This window comes from Streptomyces sp. NPDC008313 (assembly GCF_042956125.1).
Classification (GTDB): domain Bacteria; phylum Actinomycetota; class Actinomycetes; order Streptomycetales; family Streptomycetaceae; genus Streptomyces.
Genome location: NZ_JBIBFR010000019.1, coordinates 126993 through 148923, shown reverse-complemented (window position 1 = coordinate 148923; position 21931 = coordinate 126993). Strand labels below are relative to the sequence as shown.

Sequence of the window (21931 nt, the reverse complement as noted above, 5' to 3'; positions counted from 1 at the left end):
GGCTCGCGGGCCCTGGTGCCCGATCCGCTCTGATCCGGACGGAAGACCCTGGCTAGGCTGGTGGCATGCCGATCAAAGCCGTCGTCTGGGACGTCGACGACACCCTCTTCGACTACACCACCGCCGACCGTGAGGGCATGCGTGCCCACCTGGTCGCCGAGGGGCTGCTCGCCGGGTACGGGTCGGCCGAGGAGGCCCTCGTGCGCTGGCGGGAGATCACCGACCGGCAGTGGGCGCGCTTCTCGGCGGGTGAGGTGGACTTCGTCACACAGCGGCGCGACCGCACCCGGGTCTTCCTGGGCCGGCCGGAGCTGACGGACGCCGAGGCCGACGACTGGTTCCAGCGGTACGTCACGCACTACGAGGCCGCCTGGTCCCTCTTCCCGGACGTCCTGCCCGTCCTGGACGCCCTCGCCGGCAGCCACCGGCACGCCGTGCTCTCCAACTCGAGCCTCACCGTCCAGGACCGCAAGCTGCGCGTGCTCGGCGTGCACGACCGCTTCGAGGCCATCCTGTGCGCCGCCGAGCTGGGCGTCTCCAAACCGGAGGCCGAGGCCTTCCTCGCGGCCTGCGACGCCCTCGGCCTCGCCCCGGCCGAGGTGGCCTACGTCGGCGACCATCCGGAGATCGACGGACGCGGCGCCGCCGACGCCGGGTTGCTCTCGGTGTGGATCGACCGCGGCGGTGTGTACGCCAGGGTCGACCCGCCGGCCGGACCGCGCCGCATCGCCTCGCTCTCCGAACTTCCCGCCCTGCTCGGCGCCGATACCCGTTTTGGAGCCCCGTCCACCTTCGGGTAATGTTCTTCCTGCGCCGCCGGAGAGCGGGCCGAAAGGCCGGAAACCGGAAGCGCGAGCTAAGACAAGATCCCCTCGGGGTTGCGTCTCAGTGGCCTATGGTGTAATTGGCAGCACGACGGTTTCTGGTTCCGTTAGTCTAGGTTCGAGTCCTGGTAGGCCAGCTCGCAGAGCTTATCTGCATCGCAGAGGCCATCTCTGCAAGGCCCCCGTTGTGTAGCGGCCTAGCACGCCGCCCTCTCAAGGCGGTAGCGCCGGTTCGAATCCGGTCGGGGGTACAGATCCTTCCCAGGGGGACAGTTCGGGTCGCACCCGCTGACTCTCATGCAGGATCGCTAGGGCCCCCGTTGTGTAGCGGCCTAGCACGCCGCCCTCTCAAGGCGGTAGCGCCGGTTCGAATCCGGTCGGGGGTACTTCGGTGGTCTATACCACCATTGGGCTATGGTGTAATTGGCAACACGACGGTTTCTGGTTCCGTTGTTCTAGGTTCGAGTCCTGGTAGCCCAGCTGGATCACGCGTGATCCTTGCCCCCGTTGTGTAGCGGCCTAGCACGCCGCCCTCTCAAGGCGGTAGCGCCGGTTCGAATCCGGTCGGGGGTACGTGAAGTCCCCAGGGGGCTCCCGCTTCGGCGGGAGCCCCCTTCGGCGTTCCCCGGCGTTCACTCGATGCCGTACCGCCGCGCCGACTCCTCCTCCTGCGCCAGCCGGTGCAGGGCCCGCAGCACCGGCTGGAAGAGCACCGCCGCCGCGACCGCCATCTCGACCTTCTCCGCCTCCGAGGCGTGGGTCTCCATGAAGTCCAGGTCCCGCCGGGCGACCTCCAGCATCAACTCGCCGTACGGCGCCATCAGTTCCGCGTCCCACGAATAGTCCAGGCGGCGCAGCGCGGCCACCGCCACCACCAGGGAGCGGTGCACGGGGGACAGCGGGGCCATCTCGCGGGCGGTCTCCCAGCCCAGCATCTCCAGCAGGCGGTCCACCTCGGTCCGCGCGGCGGCCACCGCCGGATCGCCTTCGTCCGGCTCGGCGTCCTGCGGCAGCGCCCACAGGGCGGCCCCCAGCCGGATGGTGCGGCCCAGCGAGTCGTCGTCGACGTGCCCCAGCACCTCCCGGGCCGTCGCCACCGGCACCTTGCCCACCTGGATCAGCGCCCGCACCAGTCGCAGCCGGCGCAGATGGGCCTCGTCGTACTCGGCGGTGGTCGCGTTGATCTGCCGGCCCGGCGGCAACAGTCCTTCCCGCAGGTAGTACTTGATCGTCGCGGTGGACACTCCGCTGTGCTTGCTCAGGTCGGCCAGTCGCATCCCTTGCGCTCCTTCTCGGATACCGCCACTATCTAATCAGTCGCACTTGGACAGTGCGGCTCACCAACACGGGGAGGCGACATGCCGGGGAAGCCCGTCACCGAGGGCCGTACCACCGCCGACGCCGAAGGGGACGTGACCGTCCTGCTGATCGGCATGCGGATCAACCACTTCTGGGCCGTGCGCCACTGGCTGCCGGTCTTCCTCGCGATGCCGCGCATGCTGCGCGAGCTGGCGAAGGACCCGGAACGCGGACTTCTGGGGCACGTCCTGCTGACGGCCTCACCGCGGACGTACTACGTCGTCCAGTACTGGGAGTCCAAGGAGAAGCTCTACGCGTACGCCCACGCGCCCGACATGTTCCACCGCCGCGCGTGGGCGATGCTCAACCGCAAGGAGAAGGAGGGGAAGGCGCGGGGGCACGTGGGGCTGTGGCACGAGACGTACGTCGTGCCCGAGGGCTCGTACGAGTCGATCTACGCGGACATGCCGGCCTTCGGGCTCGCGGCGGCGCACGGACAGGTGCCGCTCGAACGGCGGGGCAGGCGCGCGAAGGACCGTTTCGCGCACCGCTCGGGCCGGGCGGGGGCGCAGTCGCAGGAGCCGGCCGGGACGGCCTGAGCGGGCCACGGCCGGGGGCTGCGGCCACGGCCGGGGTCGATGGCCTGGTGAAGTCGAGGTCGGGGGAGAGCCTGCCGCGGCGTTGAGGCGGGCCCTTCCCCGAGACGTGGACGTGATGTGGACGTGTGCCGGGGCCGTGCGCGCGGGGTCAGCCCGTGCGGCGCAGGGCCTCGGAGAGACGGGCGGCGGCGTCGATGACCGCCTGGGCGTGCATCCGGCCCGGGTGACGGCTCAGCCGCTCGATCGGCCCGGAGACCGAGACCGCGGCCACCACGCGGTTGGAGGGGCCGCGCACCGGCGCGGAGACGGAGGCGACCCCCGGCTCGCGCTCGCCGATCGACTGGGCCCATCCCCGGCGCCGTACGCCCGAGAGGGCCGTCGCCGTGAAGCGGGCGCCCTGGAGGCCGCGGTGCAGACGCTCCGGCTCCTCCCAGGCCATCAGGATCTGCGCCGAGGAGCCCGCCTTCATGGTGAGCGTGGAGCCCACCGGGACCGTGTCCCGAAGACCGGACAGACGCTCCGCCGCGGCGACACAGATGCGCATGTCTCCCTGACGGCGGTAGAGCTGGGCGCTCTCGCCCGTGATGTCCCTGAGGTGCGTGAGCACCGGGCCCGCCGTGGCGAGCAGCCGGTCCTCACCGGCGGCCGCGGCCAGCTCGGCCAGCCGCGGGCCGAGGATGAACCGGCCCTGCATGTCCCGCGCCACCATGCGGTGGTGCTCAAGTGCCACGGCGAGGCGATGTGCCGTGGGTCGTGCGAGTCCGGTGGCCGCGACCAGACCCGCGAGGGTGGCCGGACCGGACTCCAGTGCGCTCAGGACAAGGGCTGCCTTGTCCAGAACGCCGACGCCGCTACTGTTGTCCATGAAACGATACTCCCGTCTCACTCTGTGAAACGCAAGTTCAATTTTCCGTGGAACGCGCCACTCTGGTAAGCACAGCGGCCCGCGGACCAAACGGGCCCGGCGGCAGCCGCCCGGTACGAGGGGTACGGGCGGGTGCCACCCCTGAAATCTCTAGTTGGGCCGGCGCCACACAGGCCGGCCGGAGGGAAAGCGATGGGTAGGACACTCGCGGAGAAGGTCTGGGACGACCACGTCGTCCGGCGCGCCGAGGGCGAGCCCGACCTCCTCTTCATCGATCTGCACCTGCTGCACGAGGTGACCAGCCCGCAGGCGTTCGACGGCCTGCGGCAGACCGGCCGTGCCGTGCGCCGGCTCGACCTCACCATCGCGACCGAGGATCACAACACCCCGACCCTCGACATCGACAAGCCCATCGCGGACCCGGTCTCGCGCGCCCAGCTGGAGACGCTGCGCAAGAACTGCGCCGACTTCGGCGTGCGGCTGCACTCGCTGGGTGACGTCGAACAGGGCGTCGTCCACGTCGTGGGCCCGCAGCTGGGCCTGACCCAGCCGGGCACCACCGTGGTCTGCGGCGACTCCCACACCTCCACGCACGGCGCCTTCGGCGCGCTGGCGTTCGGCATCGGCACCTCGCAGGTCGAGCACGTGCTGGCCACCCAGACGCTGCCGCTGGCCCGCCCGAAGACCATGGCGATCACCGTCGACGGCGAGCTGCCCGACGGCGTCACCGCCAAGGACCTGATCCTCGCGATCATCGCGAAGATCGGCACCGGCGGCGGCCAGGGCTACATCCTGGAGTACCGCGGCTCGGCCATCGAGAAGCTCTCGATGGAGGCGCGGATGACCATCTGCAACATGTCGATCGAGGCGGGCGCCCGCGCGGGCATGATCGCCCCCGACGCGACCACCTTCGACTACATCGAGGGCCGTGCCCACGCCCCCGAGGGCGAGGACTGGGACGCCGCCGTCGCGTACTGGAAGACGCTGCGGACGGACGACGACGCGGTCTTCGACGCCGAGGTGTTCATCGACGCCGCCGCGCTCTCGCCGTTCGTCACCTGGGGCACCAACCCGGGCCAGGGCGCCCCCCTTTCGGCCGAGGTCCCCGACCCGGCCTCGTACGAGGACGCCTCGGAGCGCCTGGCCGCCGAAAAGGCCCTGGAGTACATGGGATTGAGCGCCGGGCAGCCGCTGCGCGAGATCGCGGTCGACACCGTCTTCGTGGGCTCCTGCACCAACGGCCGCATCGAGGACCTGCGCGCCGCCGCCGCGATCGTCGAGGGCCGCAAAGTCGCCGACGGGGTACGGATGCTGGTCGTCCCCGGCTCCGCGCGGGTCGGACTGCAGGCCGTCTCCGAGGGCCTGGACGTCGTCTTCAAGGAGGCCGGCGCCGAGTGGCGGCACGCGGGCTGCTCGATGTGCCTGGGCATGAACCCCGACCAGCTGGCACCCGGCGAGCGCTCCGCGTCCACCTCCAACCGCAACTTCGAGGGCAGGCAGGGCAAGGGCGGCCGTACGCACCTGGTGTCGCCGCAGGTCGCAGCCGCCACGGCCGTACTGGGCCACCTGGCCTCCCCGGCCGATCTGTCCGACGCGTCCGCCGACCGTACGCCCGCTGGAGTCTGAGCAGTCATGGAAGCATTCACCACGCACACCGGCCGGGCCGTCCCGCTGCGCCGCGGCAACGTCGACACCGACCAGATCATCCCCGCCCACTGGCTCAAGAAGGTGACCAGGGACGGCTTCGAGGACGGGCTGTTCGAGGCCTGGCGCAAGGACTCCTCCTTCGTCCTCAACCAGCCCGAGCGCGCGGGCGCCACGGTCCTGGTCGCCGGTCCCGACTTCGGTACGGGCTCCTCGCGCGAGCACGCCGTCTGGGCGCTGCAGAACTACGGCTTCAAGACCGTGATCTCCTCGCGCTTCGCCGACATCTTCCGCGGCAACTCGCTCAAGAACGGCCTGCTCACGGTCGTGCTGGAGCAGAAGATCGTGGACGCGCTGTGGGAGCTGACCGAGCGGGACCCGCAGGCCGAGATCACCGTCGACCTCCAGGACCGCGAGGTGCGCGCCGAGGGCGTCACCGCCTCCTTCGAGCTGGACGAGAACTCCCGCTGGCGGCTGCTGAACGGGCTGGACGACATCTCCATCACCCTGCGGAACGAGGAGGACATCGTCGCGTACGAGTCCAAGCGCCCCTCGTACAAGCCGCGGACGCTCCAGGCCTGACCCGCCGGCCGCCGGCGGCCGGGCGGACACGCCGACAGGCCGAAGGGCGATCGGCGCAAGACTGATTCCAGCCACCGCAACACCCCGCTGTACCCCCAATCGTGGACGGTTGGGGGTACAGCCGTATCTGCCCCCGAAGCGGTCGGCGAGCCGCTTCCTCGCTCTACAACTCCCCTTGTTACATGGGAGTTTGGCGGGGTACACGAAGGCCGTCCGCGTGTGGCGACGAGGCGCGCGGCGGGCCTTCGGGAGACGGCAGTTACCCCCTGGGCAGGCGACAACTCGCCCCAGATGGCACAATCTGTGCATGGGACACGACGGCCAACTCGAGCTCTACACGGCGGTCGCGAACCGGCTGAAGGAAGCGCACACAAGAGTGCGCGCACTGCAAGTCCCGGAGGGCGTACGGATGGCGCTGACCCGGAAGCTGCTGGTCATTACGGCCGCGGCCAAACACGATCTCGCCGGCGCGGCGCGGCGTCTGGAGCGCTTCACCGCCGACCTCGACGAGGGCCGAATCCCCGAAGAGGAACGCTGAGGAGCTCCGCGACAGCCCGAGTTCGTTGCGGCACAAGGGTGATTAGCCCGTTTCGTGTTTGATTTGCGGTATATATCTGCCTAACGTGCGAAAAAGCTTGAACGCATTCGTTCTGGCAATGTCTCCGAAGGGGAAGACGTGAACAAGGCGCAGCTCGTAGAAGCGATTGCCGACAAGGTCGGCGGGCGTCAGCAGGCCGCCGACGCGGTCGACGCGGTACTGGACGCCGTCGTGCGTGCCGTTGTCGGCGGGGACCGGGTCTCGGTCACCGGCTTCGGTTCCTTCGAGAAGGTCGACCGTCCCGCCCGCTACGCCCGCAACCCGCAGACCGGGGAGCGTGTCCGGGTCAAGAAGACGTCCGTGCCGCGTTTCCGCGCGGGCCAGGGCTTCAAGGACCTGGTGAGCGGCTCCAAGAAGCTCCCGAAGAACGACGTCGCGGTAAAGAAGGCCCCCAAGGGCAGCCTCTCCGGCGGTGCCTCGGCCACGGTCAAGAAGGCCGCCGCGAAGAAGGCGACCGCGAAGAAGACGACGGCCACGGCCGCCGCGAAGAAGGCAGCCGCCAAGAAGACGACGGCGGCGGCGAAGAAGACGACGACCACGGCCGCGGCGAAGAAGACCACCGCCAAGAAGACGCCCGCCAAGAAGACCACGACGGCCGCCTCGAAGACGACGGCCAAGAAGACCACCGCCAAGAAGGCCCCGGCGAAGAAGGCGACCGCCAAGAAGGCCCCGGCCAAGAAGTCGGCCGCCCGCAAGACCACCGCCAAGGCGACCACCGCCCGCAAGAAGTAGGGCACAGGGGTACTCACGCACCGGGCCGGGCTCCCTCGGGGAGCCCGGCCCGCGGCGTGCGGCGGCGGCACCGGCCGCCGCCCGTGGTCAGAACGTCTGCAGGGTCACCAGCGTGATCCGGCGGGCCTCGCCCTCGCCCTCGGTCTCCACGCGCACCCGCTGCCCGGGACGCAGCAGCCTCAGCCCGCCCGCGTCGAACGCCGCGGCGTCGAAGGGCACCGGCGTGCCGTCGTCGAGCAGCACCTGGCCGCTGCGGGTCTCGGAGTCGTACGTGTACGCGGTCGCCTGCATGGCCGCAGCCTACTGGCCCGGGATCAGGGTCTGTCCGGCGGATCATGCCGCAGACGCGGGCACTGGCACGCCCTCCCCCAAGGTCTCGGCCTCGCTCGACCAGGGAGGTACCCCCTCCGGCGTTGTCGTCGGTCACCAACTCCCCCACGCTCGACTTCGCTCGCGCGGGGGACCCCCATCGCGTTGATCTCCTCCTCCGCCTTGCAGCTGCACGCACCGGTCCCCGCTCACCAGCGCTGATCAGGCACCGCTGATTCCCTGCGACCTGATCCGCCGGGCAGACCCCAGCGCCCTCGCGGCCGCCGCCGTACGCGGGCCGACGCCCAGCGCGAGCGCCGCCCGCAGATCGGCGCCGGTGTCCACGTCCTGGCGGACGGAATCCACCGCGCCGAGTTCGAGTTCCGCTGCTCCCGACGTCCGGTGCCGGGCCCGGGAATCCGTACCGAAAGCCGGCAGCAGCGCGTGACGGGGCCCCGCGGACAGCAGGGTCGTGCCGCTTCCGACGGCATCCGCGAGAAACGCGCGGGGGAATTCGGCGGCCGCGTCGAGCACCCGGGCCAATTCCGGCGGCCGCAGAGCCGGAAGATCCGCGTTCAGTGCCGCGACGGCGCTTTGCGGGCTGTTCAGGCGCACCACCGAGACCGCGTGCGCGAGCGCGGCGTTCAGGCCCCCGGCCGGCTCGTCGGGGACGATCCGGGCGCCGAGCGCGGCCAGTCGCGGCCCGGCCAGCGGATCGTCCGTGACGACTGCCACACCACGCACCGCCGCACAGCCCAGCGCCGCCGCCACGGTGTCCTCGGCGAACGCCAGGGCGAGGCCGGGGCGCAGTCCGTCCCCGGCGGTGTCCGCCAACCGGCTCTTGGCCCGAGCCAGTGATTTGAGGGGTACGACCAGGGTCCACCGCACGTGTGCTCCGTCCCTCCCTTGTCGCGCCCATTGTGACGTGACGGACCCGGCCCTCCCGCGGCCGGGGCGTACGGTGTTCTCGACAGACCGGCGGCCTGGGGCGACACTTGTGCGGCCCCCCAGGCCAGAGAAGGAAGGTGCACGCGTGCCCCGCCGCAGAATCGGCTTCTGGTACCGCTTCGCAGCGGTCCTGTGCAAACCGCCCCTGGTGGTTTTGATCAAGCGGGACTGGCGAGGAATGGAGAACATTCCGGCCGAGGGCGGATTTATCACGGCGGTGAACCACAATTCCCACGTGGACCCGTTCGCGTATGGCCACTATCAGTACAACACCGGGCGCGTTCCGCGATTCCTGGCGAAGGCCGGGCTATTCGACAAGGGATTCGTCGGTGCCGCGATGCGCGGCACCGGGCAGATCCCCGTGTACCGCGAGAGCACCGACGCCCTCAGCGCCTTCCGGGCCGCGATCGACGCCGTGGAGCGCGGCGAGTGCGTCGCCTTCTACCCCGAGGGCACCCTCACCCGCGACCCCGACGGGTGGCCGATGACCGGCAAGACCGGTGCCGCGCGGGTCGCCCTGCAGACCCGGTGCCCGGTCATCCCGGTCGCCCAGTGGGGCGCCAACGAACTGCTGCCGCCGTACGCCAGGAAGCCGAACCTCCTGCCCCGCAAGACCAGCCGCGTCATCGCGGGCCCCCCGGTGGACCTCTCGGACTTCTACGGCCGGGAGATGACCCCCGAACTCCTCAAGGAGGCGACCGAGACCATCATGGCCGCGGTCACCGCCCAGCTGGAGGTGCTGCGCGGGGAGAAGGCGCCCGAGACGCCCTACGACCCGCGCCAGGTGCGCATCGAACAGCGCCGCAGGGCCGCGGCGAAGGACAAGACACGGCAGGAAGAGGGGCAGGGCACGTGAGCAAGCCGGTCAGGGCCGCGGTCTTCGGGACCGGATCGTGGGGCACGGCCTTCGGCATGGTGCTCGCCGACGCGGGGTGCGACGTCACCCTGTGGGGGCGTCGCGCCGAACTCGCCGAGGCGGTCAACTCCACCCGGACGAACCCCGACTACCTGCCGGGTGTCGAACTCCCCGGCAACCTGCGCGCCACCACCGACGCGGCGGCCGCGGCGCGCGACGCCGACTTCACCGTCCTCGCGGTCCCCTCCCAGACGCTGCGCGCCAACCTCGCCGAGTGGACGCCCCTGCTCCACCCCGGCACCGTCCTCGTCTCGCTGATGAAGGGCGTCGAGCTCGGCTCCGCGATGCGGATGAGCGAGGTCGTCCGGGACGTCGCCAAGGTGGACGCCGAGCGGATAGCCGTGGTCACCGGACCGAACCTGGCCCGCGAGATCGCCGCCCGGATGCCGGCCGCCGCCGTCGTCGCCTGCCGCTCCGAGGCCGTCGCCCAGCGGCTGCAGACCGCCTGCCACACGCCGTACTTCCGCCCCTACACCAACACCGACGTGGTGGGCTGCGAACTCGGCGGCGCCGTGAAGAACGTCATCGGCCTGGCCGTCGGCATCGCCGACGGCATGGGCCTCGGCGACAACGCGAAGGGCTCGCTCATCACCCGCGGCCTCGCCGAGACGACCCGGCTCGGGCTCGCCATGGGCGCCGACCCGATGACCTTCTCGGGCCTTGCGGGCCTCGGCGACCTGGTGGCGACCTGCTCCTCGCCGCTCTCCCGCAACCACACCTTCGGCACCAACCTCGGCAAGGGCATGACGCTCCAGGAGACCATCGCGGTCACCCGGCAGACCGCCGAGGGCGTCAAGTCCTGCGAGTCCGTACTGGACCTGGCCCGCCGGCACGGCGTCGACATGCCCATCACGGAGACGGTCGTCGGCATCGTCCACGAGGGCAAGCCCCCGGTGGTCGCCCTCAAGGAACTGATGTCCCGCAGCGCCAAGCCGGAACGCCGCTAGCGACGGGCCCGGGCGGTCCTCCGCCCGCCCCGCTGCACGCTGAGCGACGGTCCGTACGACCTGCGCGACCGTCCGTGCGACGCCGGGCGACAGGCGCCCTGCGGCGCTTACCGACCGCCGTACCAACGGGTACTCTCAACCCGATATGAGCACCGAGAACCTCCCCCAGAGCCCCGGCCGGCCGCCTCGCAAGCCTCGTGTGGCCGTCGTCTTCGGCGGCCGCAGCTCCGAGCACGGAATCTCCGTGGTCACCGCCGGCGCCGTCCTGCGCGCCATCGACCGTACGAAGTACGACGTGCTGCCGATCGGCATCGCCCAGGACGGCCGCTGGATGCTCACGGCCGACGAACCCGACCGGATGGCGATCGTCGACCGGCGCCAGCCCAGCGTCGAGCAGCTCGCCGAGACCACCGACGGCGGCGTGCTCCTGCCCGTCGACCCGGCCAACCGCGAGGTCGTCTACAGCGAGCCCGGCTCGGTTCCCAAGGCGCTCGGCGAGGTCGACGTCGTCTTCCCCGTGCTGCACGGCCCCTACGGCGAGGACGGCACCCTCCAGGGTCTCCTGGAGCTCTCCGGAGTCCCCTACGTCGGCTCCGGCGTCCTCGCCTCGGCCGTCGGCCAGGACAAGGACTACATGAAGCGGGTGTTCACCTCGTTCGGGCTGAAGGTCGGCCCCTACCTGGTGATCCGCCCCCGCGAGTGGGAGCAGGACCAGGAGGGCGCCCGCCGTAGGATCGCCGAGTTCGCGGCCGAGCACGGCTGGCCGCTGTTCATCAAGCCCGCGCGCGCCGGCTCGTCCTTCGGCATCACCAAGGTCGACTCCTTCGAGGGGCTCGACGAGGCGATCGAGGAGGCGCGGCGGCACGACCCGAAGATCATCGTCGAGGCGCTGCTGCGCGGCCGCGAGATCGAGTGCGGGGTCCTGGAGTTCGAGGACGGCCCGCGTGCCTCGGCGCCCGCCGAGATCCCGCCGGTGCAGTCCCACGACTTCTACGACTTCGAGGCGAAGTACATCGACTCGGCCTCCGGGATCGTGCCCGCCCCGCTCACCGAGGAGCAGACCGCCGAGGTGCGCCGGCTCGCGGTGGCCGCCTTCGACGCGGCGTCCTGCGAGGGCCTCGTCCGCGCGGACTTCTTCCTCACCGAGGACGGCGAGTTCGTGATCAACGAGATCAACACGATGCCGGGCTTCACGCCGATCTCCATGTACCCGCGCATGTGGCAGGAGAGCGGCGTCAGCTACCCGGAACTGGTCGACCTGCTCGTCCAGGCCGCGCTGCGCCGTCCCACCGGGCTGCGGTAGCGGCGGCCTCCCGCCCCGCGCACATCAGTCGGCGATCCCCACGGGGATCGCCTTCTTGATGGCCGGGGCCAGATCGACGAGGGCACTGTCCCGGTCCTCGGCCAGGGACGTCGGCAGGGTGAACTCCACGTACGTCACGCGGGAAGCCGTGGTGAAGCGGTACGACCCGTCGTCCCGCTTCTCCATGAGCCAGTCGACGCCGTTCACCCGGCCGCCGACCGCGGCCGGATCGTCGCCGTGGGCCACTTTCGGATCCAGCATCTTCGCGGGCCGTTCGACACCGCAGCGCAGTATGATCGCCGGGCTCCCCCAGCCCGCGGTCAGCGCGGACCGGGGCCCGGGATCGTCCCGGTCGAGACCGTCGACCTTCCGCGGCAGCGCCTTGTCCAGGTTCTGGCACAGCTTGGTGACCTTGCTGTCCGGGGTGGGAACCACGACCGAGGCGCCGTCGTCTGCTGAGGAGCAGCCCGTGACGGCGATCAGCAGAGCGAGGGCGGGCAGCGCGGCGACGGTGCGGGCGATGCGGAGCCGGTGACGGGACGAGTTCACCGGCCAAGCGTAGACGGGGGCTAGAGGTGCACGACCGGGCAGGTCAGGGTTCGGGTGATGCCGTCCACTTGCTGGACCTTGGCGACCACCATGCGGCCGAGAGCGTCGACCGTGTCGGACTGGGCGCGCACGATCACGTCGTACGGCCCGGTGACGTCCTCGGCCTGGATCACCCCCGGGATCTTGCTGATCGTCTCGGCGACGGTCGACGCTTTGCCGACCTCCGTCTGGATCAGGATGTACGCCTGTACCACGGAACCTCCACGGCGGCCACGAGGATCATGTGGGGAAAAGGAACGCCACGGTATCGCGTCGGCGCGTGCCGCGGGGAGACCCTTGGGGGCAGGGGCTTGCGCGCCGGGGTGCGCGCAGTACAGAAGTTGACGGCCGAGCCGGCCGTCATGAGGACATCGACAGCTCGCGACCGGGCACAGACAGCAAGCGAAGGGGCAGTACGACGATGAAGGGCACCGTGGGCGAGTTGGGGGAGTTCGGGCTCATCAAGGAGCTGACCTCGCGTCTCACCACCACCCCGGCGGTCCGGGTCGGCCCCGGCGACGACGCCGCGGTGGTCGCCGCGCCCGACCGGCGGGTCGTGGCGAGCACCGACATCCTGCTGGAGGGCCGGCACTTCCGCCGCGACTGGTCCACGGCCTACGACGTCGGACGCAAGGCGGCCGCGCAGAACCTCGCGGACATCGCCGCCATGGGAGCCGTGCCCACCGCGCTGCTGCTCGGCCTGGTCGTCCCGGCCGAACTCCCGGCCACCTGGCCCTCCGAGCTGATGGACGGCCTGCGCGACGAGTGCCAGGTCGCCGGCGCCGCCGTGGTCGGCGGAGACGTCGTACGAGGCGACACCATCACCGTCGCCATCACCGCGCTCGGCGATCTGCGCAACCACGAGCCGGTGACGCGCAGTGGAGCGCAGTCCGGTGACGTCGTCGCCGTGACCGGCTGGCTCGGCTGGTCCGCCGCCGGGCACGCGGTGCTCTCCCGCGGCTTCCGCTCGCCCCGTGCCTTCGTGGAGGCCCACCGCCGCCCCGAACCGCCCTACCACGCCGGTCCCGCCGCCGCCGGGCTCGGCGCCACCGCGATGTGCGACGTGAGCGACGGGCTGATCGCCGACCTCGGGCACATCGCCGAGGCGAGCAAGGTCCGCATCGACATCCGCTCGGGCGCCATCGACATCCCGTCCCAGATGAACGACATCGGGCAGGCCGTCGGCGTGGACCCGATCCAGTGGGTGCTGACCGGGGGAGAGGACCACGCGATCGTGGCGACCTTCCCGCCGGACGTGAAGCTGCCCGCGCGCTGGAAGGTCATCGGCGAGGTCCTCAACCCGTCGGCGCTGCCCCAGGTGACGGTCGACGGCGCGCCCTGGACCAGCAAGGGCGGCTGGGACCACTTCGGGGACATCGAGGCGTGAGCGGGGGCGTCGGAGCGTGAGCGGCGGCGGCCGGGGCGTGAGCGGCGGCGTCGGTGGACGTGAGGGGAGACAGCCGGGCATGAGCGGGGACGGTGTGCGGGGCGGCGGAGCGGGTGCGCCGCCCCGGGTCCTGACGGTCGCCGGCTCCGACTCCGGGGGCGGCGCGGGCGTCCAGGCCGACCTGAAGACGATGCTCGCGCTCGGCGTGCACGGCATGAGCGTGATCACCGCCGTCACGGCGCAGAACTCGCTGGGCGTGAAGGGCGCCTGGGAACTGCCCGTGGACGCCGTGACCGCCCAGTACCGCGCGGTCGTCGACGACATCGGCGTCCAGGCCGTCAAGACCGGCATGCTGGCCTCCGCCGCGCTGGTGGAGGCCGTCGCCGCACTGCTCGCCGGGACCGGCGCGCCCGTCGTCGTCGACCCGGTCGGCGTCTCCAAGCACGGCGACGCGCTGCTCGCCGCCTCCGCCCTCGACTCCGTCCGCACCCGGCTGCTTCCCACGGCCACCGTCGCCACCCCGAACCTCGACGAGGTCGCCCAGCTGACCGGCGTACGGGTCGAGGGCGAGGGGGACCTGGGACGGGCCGCGGCGGCCGTCCTGGAGTTCGGCCCGCGGTGGGTGCTCGTCAAGGGCGGTCATCTGCCCGGCGAGGCCGTGGACTTCCTGACCGACGGCCGTGAGGAGCACTGGCTGCGCGCTCCCCGCCACGACAACCGGCACACCCACGGCACGGGCTGTACCCTCGCCTCGGCGATCGCGTCGTACCTGGCCCTGGGCGCCGACGTGCCGGAGGCCGTCGCGCGGGCCAAGGAGTACGTCACCGGGGCGATCGCCGCCGGGTTCGCCCTCGGCGGCGGCATCGGACCGGTGGACCACGCGTGGCGGTTCAGGCCGGGGCGGTAGCGGGCGCGGCGGTAACGGGCGGGCCGGTGCTCCGGGCCCGCGCGGCGAGCGGCACCGTGCGGACGCACGGCCCCTGTACGGACGCACGGCAAAAAGCCGGCCCACCGTGAGGTGGACCGGCTCTGAGCGAACCAGCAGTGGCCGCGCGCTAGCGGTTGCGTCAGCGCGAGACCTTGCCGGCCTTGATGCACGAGGTGCAAGCGTTGACGCGCTTCGGCGTCCCGCCGACCACGGTACGGACGCGCTGGATGTTCGGGTTCCAGCGACGGGACGTACGGCGGTGCGAGTGCGAGATGTTGTTGCCGAAGCCCGGCCCCTTGCCGCAGACGTCGCAGTTGGCAGCCACGGGTCACTCCAAAGACTTCAGATGCACTTACGGGTTGATCCCGGCATGCCGGGATCAGGATCTAGGATCTGAGTGGCGCTGCCAGGGGGAAGGCCCGATCAGATCGGGCAACCGGAGCAGCATACAACGACTGCGTCCGTACAACGAAACTACCATGACTGTTCCGGCCTCCGCCCCGGCCCTCCACCTGCCGGGACCGGCGCTGGGTCTACGCTGCGTCCCAGTCCAGCAGCTCAAGGAGGCGCAGGTGCCGCAGGTGCCGCAGACACTGGATGCTCTCGCGGTGCGGACCTGGTGCGGTCTCGCGCTGGAGGCGCTGGGACGGGCGCGCGAGGAGATCGACGCGATCAACGTCTATCCGGTGGCCGACGGGGACACCGGGACCAACCTGTATCTGACCGTGGAGTCGGCCGCCGCGGCCGTCGAGGCGGTCTTCGCGGGGCACGGCACCATGACCGCGCGCCGGGCCCTGCCCGCGGAGCGGCCCACGCTCGGCGAGGCGGCGTCGGCGATGGCGCACGGCGCCCTGATCGGGGCCCGCGGCAACTCCGGGACGATCCTCGCCCAGCTGCTGCGCGGGATGGCCCAGGTGCTCTCCGCCGAGGGCGGCACCGCCCACACCGACGGCCGGGGACTGCGGCTCGCCCTCAGACAGGCCGCCGACGCCGCGCGCCAGGCCGTCGCCCACCCCGTCGAGGGCACCGTCCTCACCGTCGCCCGCGCCGCCGCGGACGCCGCCGGAGGGGCCGAGGGCGACTGCGGGGCGGTCGCCCACGCGGCGTACGAGGGCGCGCGCGCGGCGCTCGCCGCGACCCCCGGGCAGCTGGCCGTCCTGCGCCGCGCCGGCGTGGTCGACGCGGGCGGACGGGGCCTGGTCGCCGTCCTGGCGGCGCTGGTGGAGTCGCTCACGGGCCAGGCGCCGGCCGGCGCCGAGGTGCCGGTGCCCCGTCCGCGCGGGGACCCGGCCGTGCCGCCCGAGCCGTGCGCGGACAAGGAACCGGGAGACCAGGGCCCCGCGTTCGAGGTGATCTACCTCCTGGAGGCGGACGACGACGCGGTGGCACGGCTGCGGGAACGCCTGGACGCGCTCGGCGACTCCCTCGTCGTGGTCGGCGGGGACGGCCTGTGGAACGTGCACGTGCACGTCGACGACGCGGGCGCCGCCGTGGAGGCCGGTGTGGAGGCGGGCCGGCCGCACCGCATCAGGATCACGCACTTCGGCCTCGGGGACGCGCACACCGGGGCGCAGCGGCCCCCCGGGGAGCGCGCCCGCCGGGCCGTCGTGGCGGTCGTCCCCGGCGAGGGCCTGGCCGGGCTGTACACGGAGGCCGGGGCCACCGCGGTGCTCGCCAGGCCCGGGGAGCCGCCCGCGAGCGGGGAGCTCGTCCAGGCGGTACGGCTGGCCCACGCGCGCGAGGTGGTGCTCCTGCCGAACGACGCCGAGCTGCGCCACACGGCGGCGGCCGCCGCCGAACAGGCGCGCGCGGAGGGTGTCCGGGTCGCGCTGATCCCCACCAGGTCCCCGGTCCAGGGCATCGCCGCGCTCGCCGTGCACGAACCGGACCGCCGCTTCGACGAGGACGTCGTCGCCATGACCTCGGCGGCCGGTGCCACCCGCTACGCCGAACTCGCCGTCGCCGAGCGCCAGTCCTGGACGATGGCCGGCATCTGCCAGACCGGCGACATCCTCGGCCTCATCGACGGTGACGTGGCCGTCATCGGCTCGGACCTCACGGACACGGCGAGGACCGTCCTCGACCGCATGCTCGCCTCGGGCGGGGAGATGGTCACCCTCGTCCTCGGCGACAGCGCCCCCGAGTCCATCGCCCCCCACCTGGAATCGCATGTCCGCGACGTCTACCTGGCGGTCGACACGGTGGTGTACCGGGGCGGGCGGCAGGGGGCGTTGCTGCTGATCGGGGTGGAGTAGGGCCCCGGGACAGGACCGGCGGGCCCGGCTGGTGCGGCGGGGCCGACCTGAGCGGCCGGCGGCCGGCCCGGGGGAGGGGCGGCCGCCGGGACGTCACGTCCGCGGGTGCTCGGCCATCAGCTCCAGCATGCGTTCGGCCTCGGCGATGCGGGCCTGTGCCGTCTCCTCGTCCCGGTCCGCCCGCGCTGCCGGTCCGTCCCGGTCGGCGTAGGCGGCGAGCACCGCACGCGCGCGTGCCGTCGCCTCCGCCGGGCGGCCCAGGTCAGCCGCCAGCCGGCCGGCCGCGAGTTCGGCGCCGGTACGGAAGTCGAGGGCGCCGGCCCCGAGGGACGCGAACGCCGAGACGGCACGGAGCGCGTGGGCCAGGGCCTCCTCGAAGGCGTCGGCGGCCTCGGCCGCCTCCTCCTCGTCGTCGGGGTCCTCGGGGGCGCAGCGGGCGACGAGGTCGCCGAACTGCCGGTGCGTGTGGCCGAGTTCGGCGACGAGCCGGTGACGTACGGCCTCGACCTCGGCCTTCGTCTCCGCCTCCGCCCCCGTCTCCGGTTCGGCGTCCGCCTCCGCCGCCGCGTTCGGTGACGCCTCGGCGAGCGCCTCCTCGCACGTGCGGACGGCCGACGCCATCAGCTCCCGTGCCCCGTCGGGCCCCGCGTCCGTCCGCACGAGGGCCCAGGCGCGGGCGCGCAGGGCGCGGACGAGTCCGTGCACGTTGCCCAGCTCCCGCCAGAGGTCCCCGGCGCGCGTGTAGGCCTTGTCGGCCTCGGCGGGCATCCCGGCCCGGCCGAGGGCCTCGGCGGCGAGGTGGGCGAGCATCGCGTGGTCGCGCTGCTCGGGCCAGTGCCGCGCGACGTCCGCCGCCCGCAGCAGGTGCTCGGCCGCCTCACGGTGCTCGCCGAGCTCGGTCAGGCAGTCGCCGAGCCACCACCGGGTCTGGACGATCGTGCCGTCCCCGTGCGTCTCGGCGCTCAGGTCGCGAAGCGCCGACTCCAGCACCTCCGCGGCCTCCGCCCACCGGCCCTGGCGCAGCAGGAACCCGCCGAGCTGGTGCCGGGACCAGGCGCCGAGCGTCGGCCCCTCACCGGCCTCGTCGGCCCAGTGCGCGGCCTCCAGCGCGTGGTCGGCGGCCGGTCCGGGCCGCCCGGTGGCGGCGAGGACGTCCGCCAGCCTCAGGTGGAGCTGCGCCTGCCCCGAGGCTCCCAGGTGGGGGCCGCCGTGCTCCAGGGCGGACCGGGCCGCCCGCTCCGCCAGCTCGGCGTCACCGAGGTGCTGGGCGGTCGGGGCCAGCCGGGCCTCGTACTCGACGGCGAACCAGGGCAGCCCGGCTGCCACGAAGGCCTCCGCGGCCTGCGACAGCAGGGCCGCCGCGCTCTCGGCGTCCCGGGCCAGCGCCGCGAGCTCCCCGAGCATGGCGCGTGCCTCCGCGGCCCGCGAGGCGAGCCGCACGTCCGCGATGTGCGGCTCGGCGAACTCCAGCAGCTCCCGCGCGGCGGCCTCGGCGGCGGCCGAGGCGGAGCCAGACGCCGTGCCGCCCCCGGCCGTCTCCTCGTCCGGCCCCGACGGGTCGGCCGCCGTCTCCTCCTCCGCCTCCGCCGCCTCCTGCGCCCGCAGCAGCAGGATGCGTGCCCGGCCGACCAGGACGGACGCCGTCTGCGGGACGCCGGTGCCGCCCCGCTCGTGGAGGGCGAGCACCTGCTCGTACGGCTCCGACACGGCCGCCAGGGCCTCGTCGCCACGGCCGGACAGGGCGAGGGCGTACGCGCCGCGCGCCCGGGCGGCCAGTGACTCGCCCGCGTCGCCCGCCCGCGCGTACAGCTCGGCCGCCCGCGCGTACAGCTCGGCCGCGCGCTCGAACAGCGCGGCACCCTCGGGACCGCTTCCCATCGCCGCGTGGTCGGCGATCTCGGCGCGGTCGCGCGCGTCCAGTTCGTGTCCCTCGGCGGCCCGCTCGACCGCCGCCCAGGCGGCGAGGGCCTCGGGGTGCAGGGTGTCCGACAGCCGCCGCGCCTTCGCGAGCAGCGCGGGCAGGTCCGGCTCGGCGAGGGCACCACCGGACGCGCCGTCCGGCGCCGCCGCGGTGCCGGACCGCTCCGCGACCACCGGCTTCGCGCCCACGCGCGCGCTGCGCACCCCCAGCGGCAGCCGGTCGGCCAGCGGCCGCTGGGCCATGCGCGCACGGGTGCGGTCACCGATGGCCGGCGTGCCGTTGCGTGCGTCGAAGCGGGCGGCCAGCGCCAGGGCCTCCCCGCGCGCGTGGGCCGCGAGTTCCCGTGCGGTCCAGGTACGGCCTACGGGCCCGGGCACCGTCTGGTCCCCGAGGCCCAGCTCGGTCAGCCGCTCCATCAGCAGGGCGACGACGGCCAGGAAGTCCAGCCGGCTGCGCGGCTCCCCGGAGTCCGTGAAGTACGCGGGACGCTCGGCCAGCAGCTCCAGGGCGCGCGCCTCGTTGCCGGACAGCGCGCAGAACTCCACGTGGTCCGCGTACGCGCCCCGCATGCTCTCCATCGCCCGCACCAGCCGGAACCCGCGCAGGTGGTGGGCGCGCGCCTCCTCGGTGCGGCCCAGCCGCAGCAGCGGCAGCAGGGAGGACGCCAGAACGGCGTGCGGCTCGTGGGCGCAGGTGTGCTCGCCCTCGACCACGGGCCGCCACAGCTCGAGTGCCGCCTCGTCGTCGCCGCGGTACGCCTGCCACCAGCCCTGGTCGTGCAGTTCGCAGGCGTGGCAGTCGGCCATCCGGTCCCGGTCGGCCGCCATCCACGCCGCGTACGCCCGCTCCGCGCGCTCCAGGTCGCCGACGTGCTTGGCGACGCTGTACTCGGCGCTGCGCACGGCCCGCTCGGAGTGCCCGGCGAGCCGGTAGCGGCGCTCCATCTCGCCGAGCCACTGTTCTATGGAGGCGAGCGGGATGTGAGGCTGGCCCAGCATCCCGGCCGACATCCACTTGAAGACCCAGTGCAGCGAGTGGATCTCGTACTCGTCGAAGTCCTCGGGGTGTTCGTCCCACAGGCGCAGCAGCCGCGCGAAGGGGACGAACATCTTGTCCTTCTCGGAGCTGTAGTTGTAGACCTTCAGCTGGTGTCCGAGCGCCTCGATGACGGCGAGCGGGATGTTCAGCCGCTCGGCCTCGGCGAGCAGCTGCTCCGCGCGCGCGTTGCGGGCGGGCCCCTCCGGCCGGTCGTAGTTCTCGGCCATCGCCCGGCGCAGGGTGTCGAAGTCGGTGATGGCGCTCATCGGCGGCCGTCCTCCTCGGTGCCGGTGTGGGTGGCCCATTCGAGCAGGCCGATGAACGCGCGGTTGAGCAGCGCGGAGTCCGCGGGCCGCAGCGGGCGCTGGGCCATCAGCAGGGCCTGCCCGTACAGGGACTCCGTGGCGGTGCCGATCAGCTCCGGGTCGTCCAGCGACCCGATCCTGCGGATCAGCGGGTTCAGGTGGTTGAGCACCAGGCGGGCGCGCGGCGTGCTGCCGCGCAGCGAGCCGAGGATGCCCGCCCACAGGTCGTCGGCCTGCCCCTCGGCGTCCGCGCGGGCCTGCTCGTGGCGCGCCGCCCGGTCGTCGAGGTGCAGCGCGGGCACGGACAGCGGGTGGAAGGCGCGCAGCACCACGTCGCAGTTCAGGGGGTCCAGGCGCGCCCGTGCGGCGGCCAGGAACGGCGCCAGGGCCAGCTCCTCCGCCGGGTCGACCGCGTCCAGGTGCGCGGTCACGGTGTCGGCGTCGAGCTCCGCGACGACGGTCCCCGGGCGCACCGAGGGCAGCGCCTCGACCAGTTCGCTGTCGTAGGTGTAGCCGCCGTTGACGACGCCGACGCCCTGCGCGGAGGCGATGGGCGCGACCTGCCGGTACTCCTCCACGGTCCGGGTGAAGTGCACCACCGGGTGCCGCTGCGCGAACTCCTCCAGGGACAGCCGCCCGTCGGTGGTCTCGAAGGGCAGCCACGGCAGCATCGTGCGCAGCATCTCGCGGTCGTGCCGGGCCAGCGACTTCACGCCCAGGTGGTGCACCGACAGGAAGGCCGCGAGCCGGTCCGGGTCACCCGCGGCGAGCCCGGTCAGCCAGGTGCGGATCCGCTCGCCCAGGGCCTCCCGTACGGCCGTGAGGGTCTCGTCCTCGTACAGCGACTCGCGGGACGCGGTGGGCCGCAGGCTGTCGGTGTCGATGACGCAGCGCACGAAGAACGCCCAGTCGGGCAGCAGCTGTTCGGCCCGCTCGGTGAGCAGCATGCCCTTGAGGTGCACCCGGTGGCCGGCCCGCTGGGCGGGGCTGACCGAGGACGGCAGGACGTAGGCGACACCGCGGATCCCGGCGAGCGGCACGTCCAGGTCGACGCAGTCCAGCGGCGCGAAGCCGAACAGGCCCTCGCAGTGCCGGGCGAGCGCCACGCGCCGGGCGGCGGGGCTCGGGTAGGGGCGTTCCCAGGGCGCCGGGAGGTCCGTGACCGTCTCGTCGCCCACCCGCACGTCGTACGGCAGCAGCGAACCGAAGTCCCGGGCGAGCGCGAGGACCCGCTCCTCGGTGAGCCATTCGCCGGCTCCCGGGCGCGCCACCAGGCGCACGGTGGTGCCCGGTTCGGGACGGTCGGCCGGGGACAGCGTCCGCACGGTGTACGAGCCGTCGTCGGTGGCCGTCCACTCGACGGGCGGCGCGTCGGGGGTCCGGGCGCTGCGGCTGACGACGCGGATGCGCGTGGCGACCACGAAGCAGGCCAGCAGACCGATGCCGAACTGCCCGAGGAAGTCGGAGCGCGCCGACTCGAGACCGCCGTCCCGCTTGGAGCTGCGGCCGATGGTCGCGAGGAGGCTGTGCACGTCGGACTCGGTGAGTCCCACGCCGGAGTCCTCCACGCGCAGGGTGCCGGCCGCGTCGTCGACGTACAGCCGCACACGCGCCGGGGCGTCGGGCTGCTCGGCCCGCCGGGCGGTGATGGCGTCCACGGCGTTCTGCAGCAGCTCGCGCAGATAGACCTTGGGGCTGGAGTAGAGGTGGTGGGAGAGCAGGTCCACGAGGCCGCGCAGATCCACCTGGAAGGTGTGCGGCTGCCGGGAGTCCTGGGACGGCTGGGCTGACTGGGATGACTGTGAGGTCTGGGATTCCATCGTCGCTGCGCCGGTGGGGGGACGGGCGACGGCGCGGGGTAGGGCGGTCCCGGTGACGGTGACCGCGAAAGGGCCGGAGCGCGTCATCCTAGGGTCCGGACGACTCGTCTGACCAGGGGTTAA

21 protein-coding genes and 5 tRNA genes are annotated in these 21931 nt (G+C 72.8%); 17 read left to right on the top strand and 9 right to left on the bottom strand.

The window, feature by feature from the left end; translation table 11 throughout:
- Window positions 1–65: 65 nt before the first annotated feature.
- The 6 genes from ACFY93_RS24920 to ACFY93_RS24895 all read left to right on the top strand — a co-directional run bounded on the left by ACFY93_RS24920 (window position 66) and on the right by ACFY93_RS24895 (window position 1397).
- Window positions 66–800, top strand: a complete 735-nt coding sequence (locus ACFY93_RS24920) for an HAD-IA family hydrolase (RefSeq protein WP_391362922.1) — start codon at window positions 66–68, stop codon at window positions 798–800.
- A gap of 89 nt (window positions 801–889) precedes the next feature.
- A tRNA-Gln gene (locus ACFY93_RS24915) sits at window positions 890–961 on the top strand.
- A 41-nt stretch (window positions 962–1002) separates the two neighbouring features.
- Window positions 1003–1075 (top strand) — tRNA-Glu (locus ACFY93_RS24910).
- A gap of 62 nt (window positions 1076–1137) precedes the next feature.
- Window positions 1138–1210: transfer RNA gene (locus tag ACFY93_RS24905), tRNA-Glu, on the top strand.
- A 22-nt stretch (window positions 1211–1232) separates the two neighbouring features.
- Window positions 1233–1304, top strand: a tRNA-Gln gene (locus ACFY93_RS24900).
- Window positions 1305–1324: 20 nt separating this feature from the next.
- A tRNA-Glu gene (locus ACFY93_RS24895) sits at window positions 1325–1397 on the top strand.
- A 59-nt stretch (window positions 1398–1456) separates the two neighbouring features.
- Here ACFY93_RS24895 and ACFY93_RS24890 read toward each other — a convergent pair.
- Complete coding sequence (locus ACFY93_RS24890) at window positions 1457–2101, bottom strand: MerR family transcriptional regulator (RefSeq protein WP_391362920.1); 645 nt, start codon at window positions 2099–2101, stop codon at window positions 1457–1459.
- An 81-nt stretch (window positions 2102–2182) separates the two neighbouring features.
- On the opposite strand from ACFY93_RS24890, the gene ACFY93_RS24885 reads away from it, so the two are divergent.
- Window positions 2183–2722 (top strand): monooxygenase family protein, encoded by a 540-nt coding sequence (locus ACFY93_RS24885; RefSeq protein WP_391362918.1) that lies wholly within the window; start codon window positions 2183–2185, stop codon window positions 2720–2722.
- A gap of 148 nt (window positions 2723–2870) precedes the next feature.
- Here ACFY93_RS24885 and ndgR read toward each other — a convergent pair whose 3' ends face one another.
- A complete protein-coding gene (gene ndgR, locus ACFY93_RS24880) occupies window positions 2871–3587 on the bottom strand; it encodes an IclR family transcriptional regulator NdgR (protein ID WP_286064918.1) in 717 nt (238 codons plus the stop codon).
- A 192-nt stretch (window positions 3588–3779) separates the two neighbouring features.
- Between ndgR and leuC the strand changes: the two genes are divergently transcribed.
- The 4 genes from leuC to ACFY93_RS24860 all read left to right on the top strand — a co-directional run bounded on the left by leuC (window position 3780) and on the right by ACFY93_RS24860 (window position 7143).
- The gene (leuC, locus tag ACFY93_RS24875; protein WP_391362915.1) at window positions 3780–5213 is read left to right on the top strand and encodes a 3-isopropylmalate dehydratase large subunit; all 1434 of its coding nucleotides are present in this window, start codon (window positions 3780–3782) and stop codon (window positions 5211–5213) included.
- A gap of 6 nt (window positions 5214–5219) precedes the next feature.
- On the top strand, window positions 5220–5813 hold the full coding sequence (leuD, locus tag ACFY93_RS24870) for a 3-isopropylmalate dehydratase small subunit (RefSeq protein ID WP_391362912.1): 594 nt from the start codon (window positions 5220–5222) through the stop codon (window positions 5811–5813).
- A 307-nt stretch (window positions 5814–6120) separates the two neighbouring features.
- The gene (locus ACFY93_RS24865; protein WP_391362910.1) at window positions 6121–6351 is read left to right on the top strand and encodes a hypothetical protein; all 231 of its coding nucleotides are present in this window, start codon (window positions 6121–6123) and stop codon (window positions 6349–6351) included.
- 138 nt (window positions 6352–6489) lie between these two features.
- Window positions 6490–7143 carry an HU family DNA-binding protein gene (locus ACFY93_RS24860; protein WP_391362908.1) on the top strand — a complete coding sequence of 218 codons (654 nt, stop codon included), beginning with the start codon at window positions 6490–6492 and terminating at the stop codon, window positions 7141–7143.
- An 87-nt stretch (window positions 7144–7230) separates the two neighbouring features.
- Here the strand turns inward: ACFY93_RS24860 and ACFY93_RS24855 are convergent, their stop codons facing one another.
- Complete coding sequence (locus tag ACFY93_RS24855; RefSeq protein ID WP_391362906.1) at window positions 7231–7434, bottom strand: hypothetical protein; 204 nt, start codon at window positions 7432–7434, stop codon at window positions 7231–7233.
- Window positions 7435–7674: 240 nt separating this feature from the next.
- A complete protein-coding gene (gene cofC / locus ACFY93_RS24850; protein WP_391362904.1) occupies window positions 7675–8340 on the bottom strand; it encodes a 2-phospho-L-lactate guanylyltransferase in 666 nt (221 codons plus the stop codon).
- Window positions 8341–8485: 145 nt separating this feature from the next.
- Between cofC and ACFY93_RS24845 the strand changes: the two genes are divergently transcribed.
- From ACFY93_RS24845 to ACFY93_RS24835, 3 genes are all read left to right on the top strand, one after another.
- Complete coding sequence (locus ACFY93_RS24845; RefSeq protein WP_391362902.1) at window positions 8486–9256, top strand: 1-acyl-sn-glycerol-3-phosphate acyltransferase; 771 nt, start codon at window positions 8486–8488, stop codon at window positions 9254–9256.
- The gene (locus ACFY93_RS24840) at window positions 9253–10263 is read left to right on the top strand and encodes an NAD(P)H-dependent glycerol-3-phosphate dehydrogenase (RefSeq protein ID WP_391362901.1); all 1011 of its coding nucleotides are present in this window, start codon (window positions 9253–9255) and stop codon (window positions 10261–10263) included. The genes ACFY93_RS24845 and ACFY93_RS24840 overlap by 4 nt, the downstream gene beginning before the upstream one ends.
- Before the next feature lie 145 nt (window positions 10264–10408).
- Complete coding sequence (locus tag ACFY93_RS24835; protein ID WP_391362899.1) at window positions 10409–11566, top strand: D-alanine--D-alanine ligase; 1158 nt, start codon at window positions 10409–10411, stop codon at window positions 11564–11566.
- Between the two features lie 24 nt (window positions 11567–11590).
- On the opposite strand, the gene ACFY93_RS24830 is transcribed toward ACFY93_RS24835, so the two are convergent.
- Together ACFY93_RS24830 and ACFY93_RS24825 are read right to left on the bottom strand one after the other, a co-directional pair.
- Window positions 11591–12115 carry a DUF3515 family protein gene (locus ACFY93_RS24830; protein ID WP_391362897.1) on the bottom strand — a complete coding sequence of 175 codons (525 nt, stop codon included), beginning with the start codon at window positions 12113–12115 and terminating at the stop codon, window positions 11591–11593.
- Between the two features lie 20 nt (window positions 12116–12135).
- Window positions 12136–12369 carry an Lrp/AsnC ligand binding domain-containing protein gene (locus tag ACFY93_RS24825; RefSeq protein ID WP_391362895.1) on the bottom strand — a complete coding sequence of 78 codons (234 nt, stop codon included), beginning with the start codon at window positions 12367–12369 and terminating at the stop codon, window positions 12136–12138.
- Window positions 12370–12575: 206 nt separating this feature from the next.
- Between ACFY93_RS24825 and ACFY93_RS24820 the strand changes: the two genes are divergently transcribed.
- Both ACFY93_RS24820 and thiD read left to right on the top strand, forming a co-directional pair.
- Window positions 12576–13541 carry a thiamine-phosphate kinase gene (locus ACFY93_RS24820; RefSeq protein WP_391362892.1) on the top strand — a complete coding sequence of 322 codons (966 nt, stop codon included), beginning with the start codon at window positions 12576–12578 and terminating at the stop codon, window positions 13539–13541.
- A gap of 79 nt (window positions 13542–13620) precedes the next feature.
- Entirely contained in the window at window positions 13621–14448 is an 828-nt protein-coding gene (thiD, locus tag ACFY93_RS24815) for a bifunctional hydroxymethylpyrimidine kinase/phosphomethylpyrimidine kinase (protein ID WP_391362890.1), read from the top strand.
- A gap of 160 nt (window positions 14449–14608) precedes the next feature.
- Here the strand turns inward: thiD and rpmB are convergent, their stop codons facing one another.
- A complete protein-coding gene (gene rpmB, locus ACFY93_RS24810) occupies window positions 14609–14794 on the bottom strand; it encodes a 50S ribosomal protein L28 (RefSeq protein WP_003993230.1) in 186 nt (61 codons plus the stop codon).
- A 247-nt stretch (window positions 14795–15041) separates the two neighbouring features.
- On the opposite strand from rpmB, the gene ACFY93_RS24805 reads away from it, so the two are divergent.
- A complete protein-coding gene (locus tag ACFY93_RS24805; RefSeq protein ID WP_391362947.1) occupies window positions 15042–16724 on the top strand; it encodes a DAK2 domain-containing protein in 1683 nt (560 codons plus the stop codon).
- 93 nt (window positions 16725–16817) lie between these two features.
- On the opposite strand, the gene ACFY93_RS24800 is transcribed toward ACFY93_RS24805, so the two are convergent.
- The gene (locus tag ACFY93_RS24800; RefSeq protein ID WP_391362887.1) at window positions 16818–19949 is read right to left on the bottom strand and encodes a tetratricopeptide repeat protein; all 3132 of its coding nucleotides are present in this window, start codon (window positions 19947–19949) and stop codon (window positions 16818–16820) included.
- The gene (locus ACFY93_RS24795; protein ID WP_391362885.1) at window positions 19946–21808 is read right to left on the bottom strand and encodes an HSP90 family protein; all 1863 of its coding nucleotides are present in this window, start codon (window positions 21806–21808) and stop codon (window positions 19946–19948) included. The genes ACFY93_RS24800 and ACFY93_RS24795 overlap by 4 nt, the downstream gene beginning before the upstream one ends.
- Between the last annotated feature and the right edge of the window lie 123 nt (window positions 21809–21931).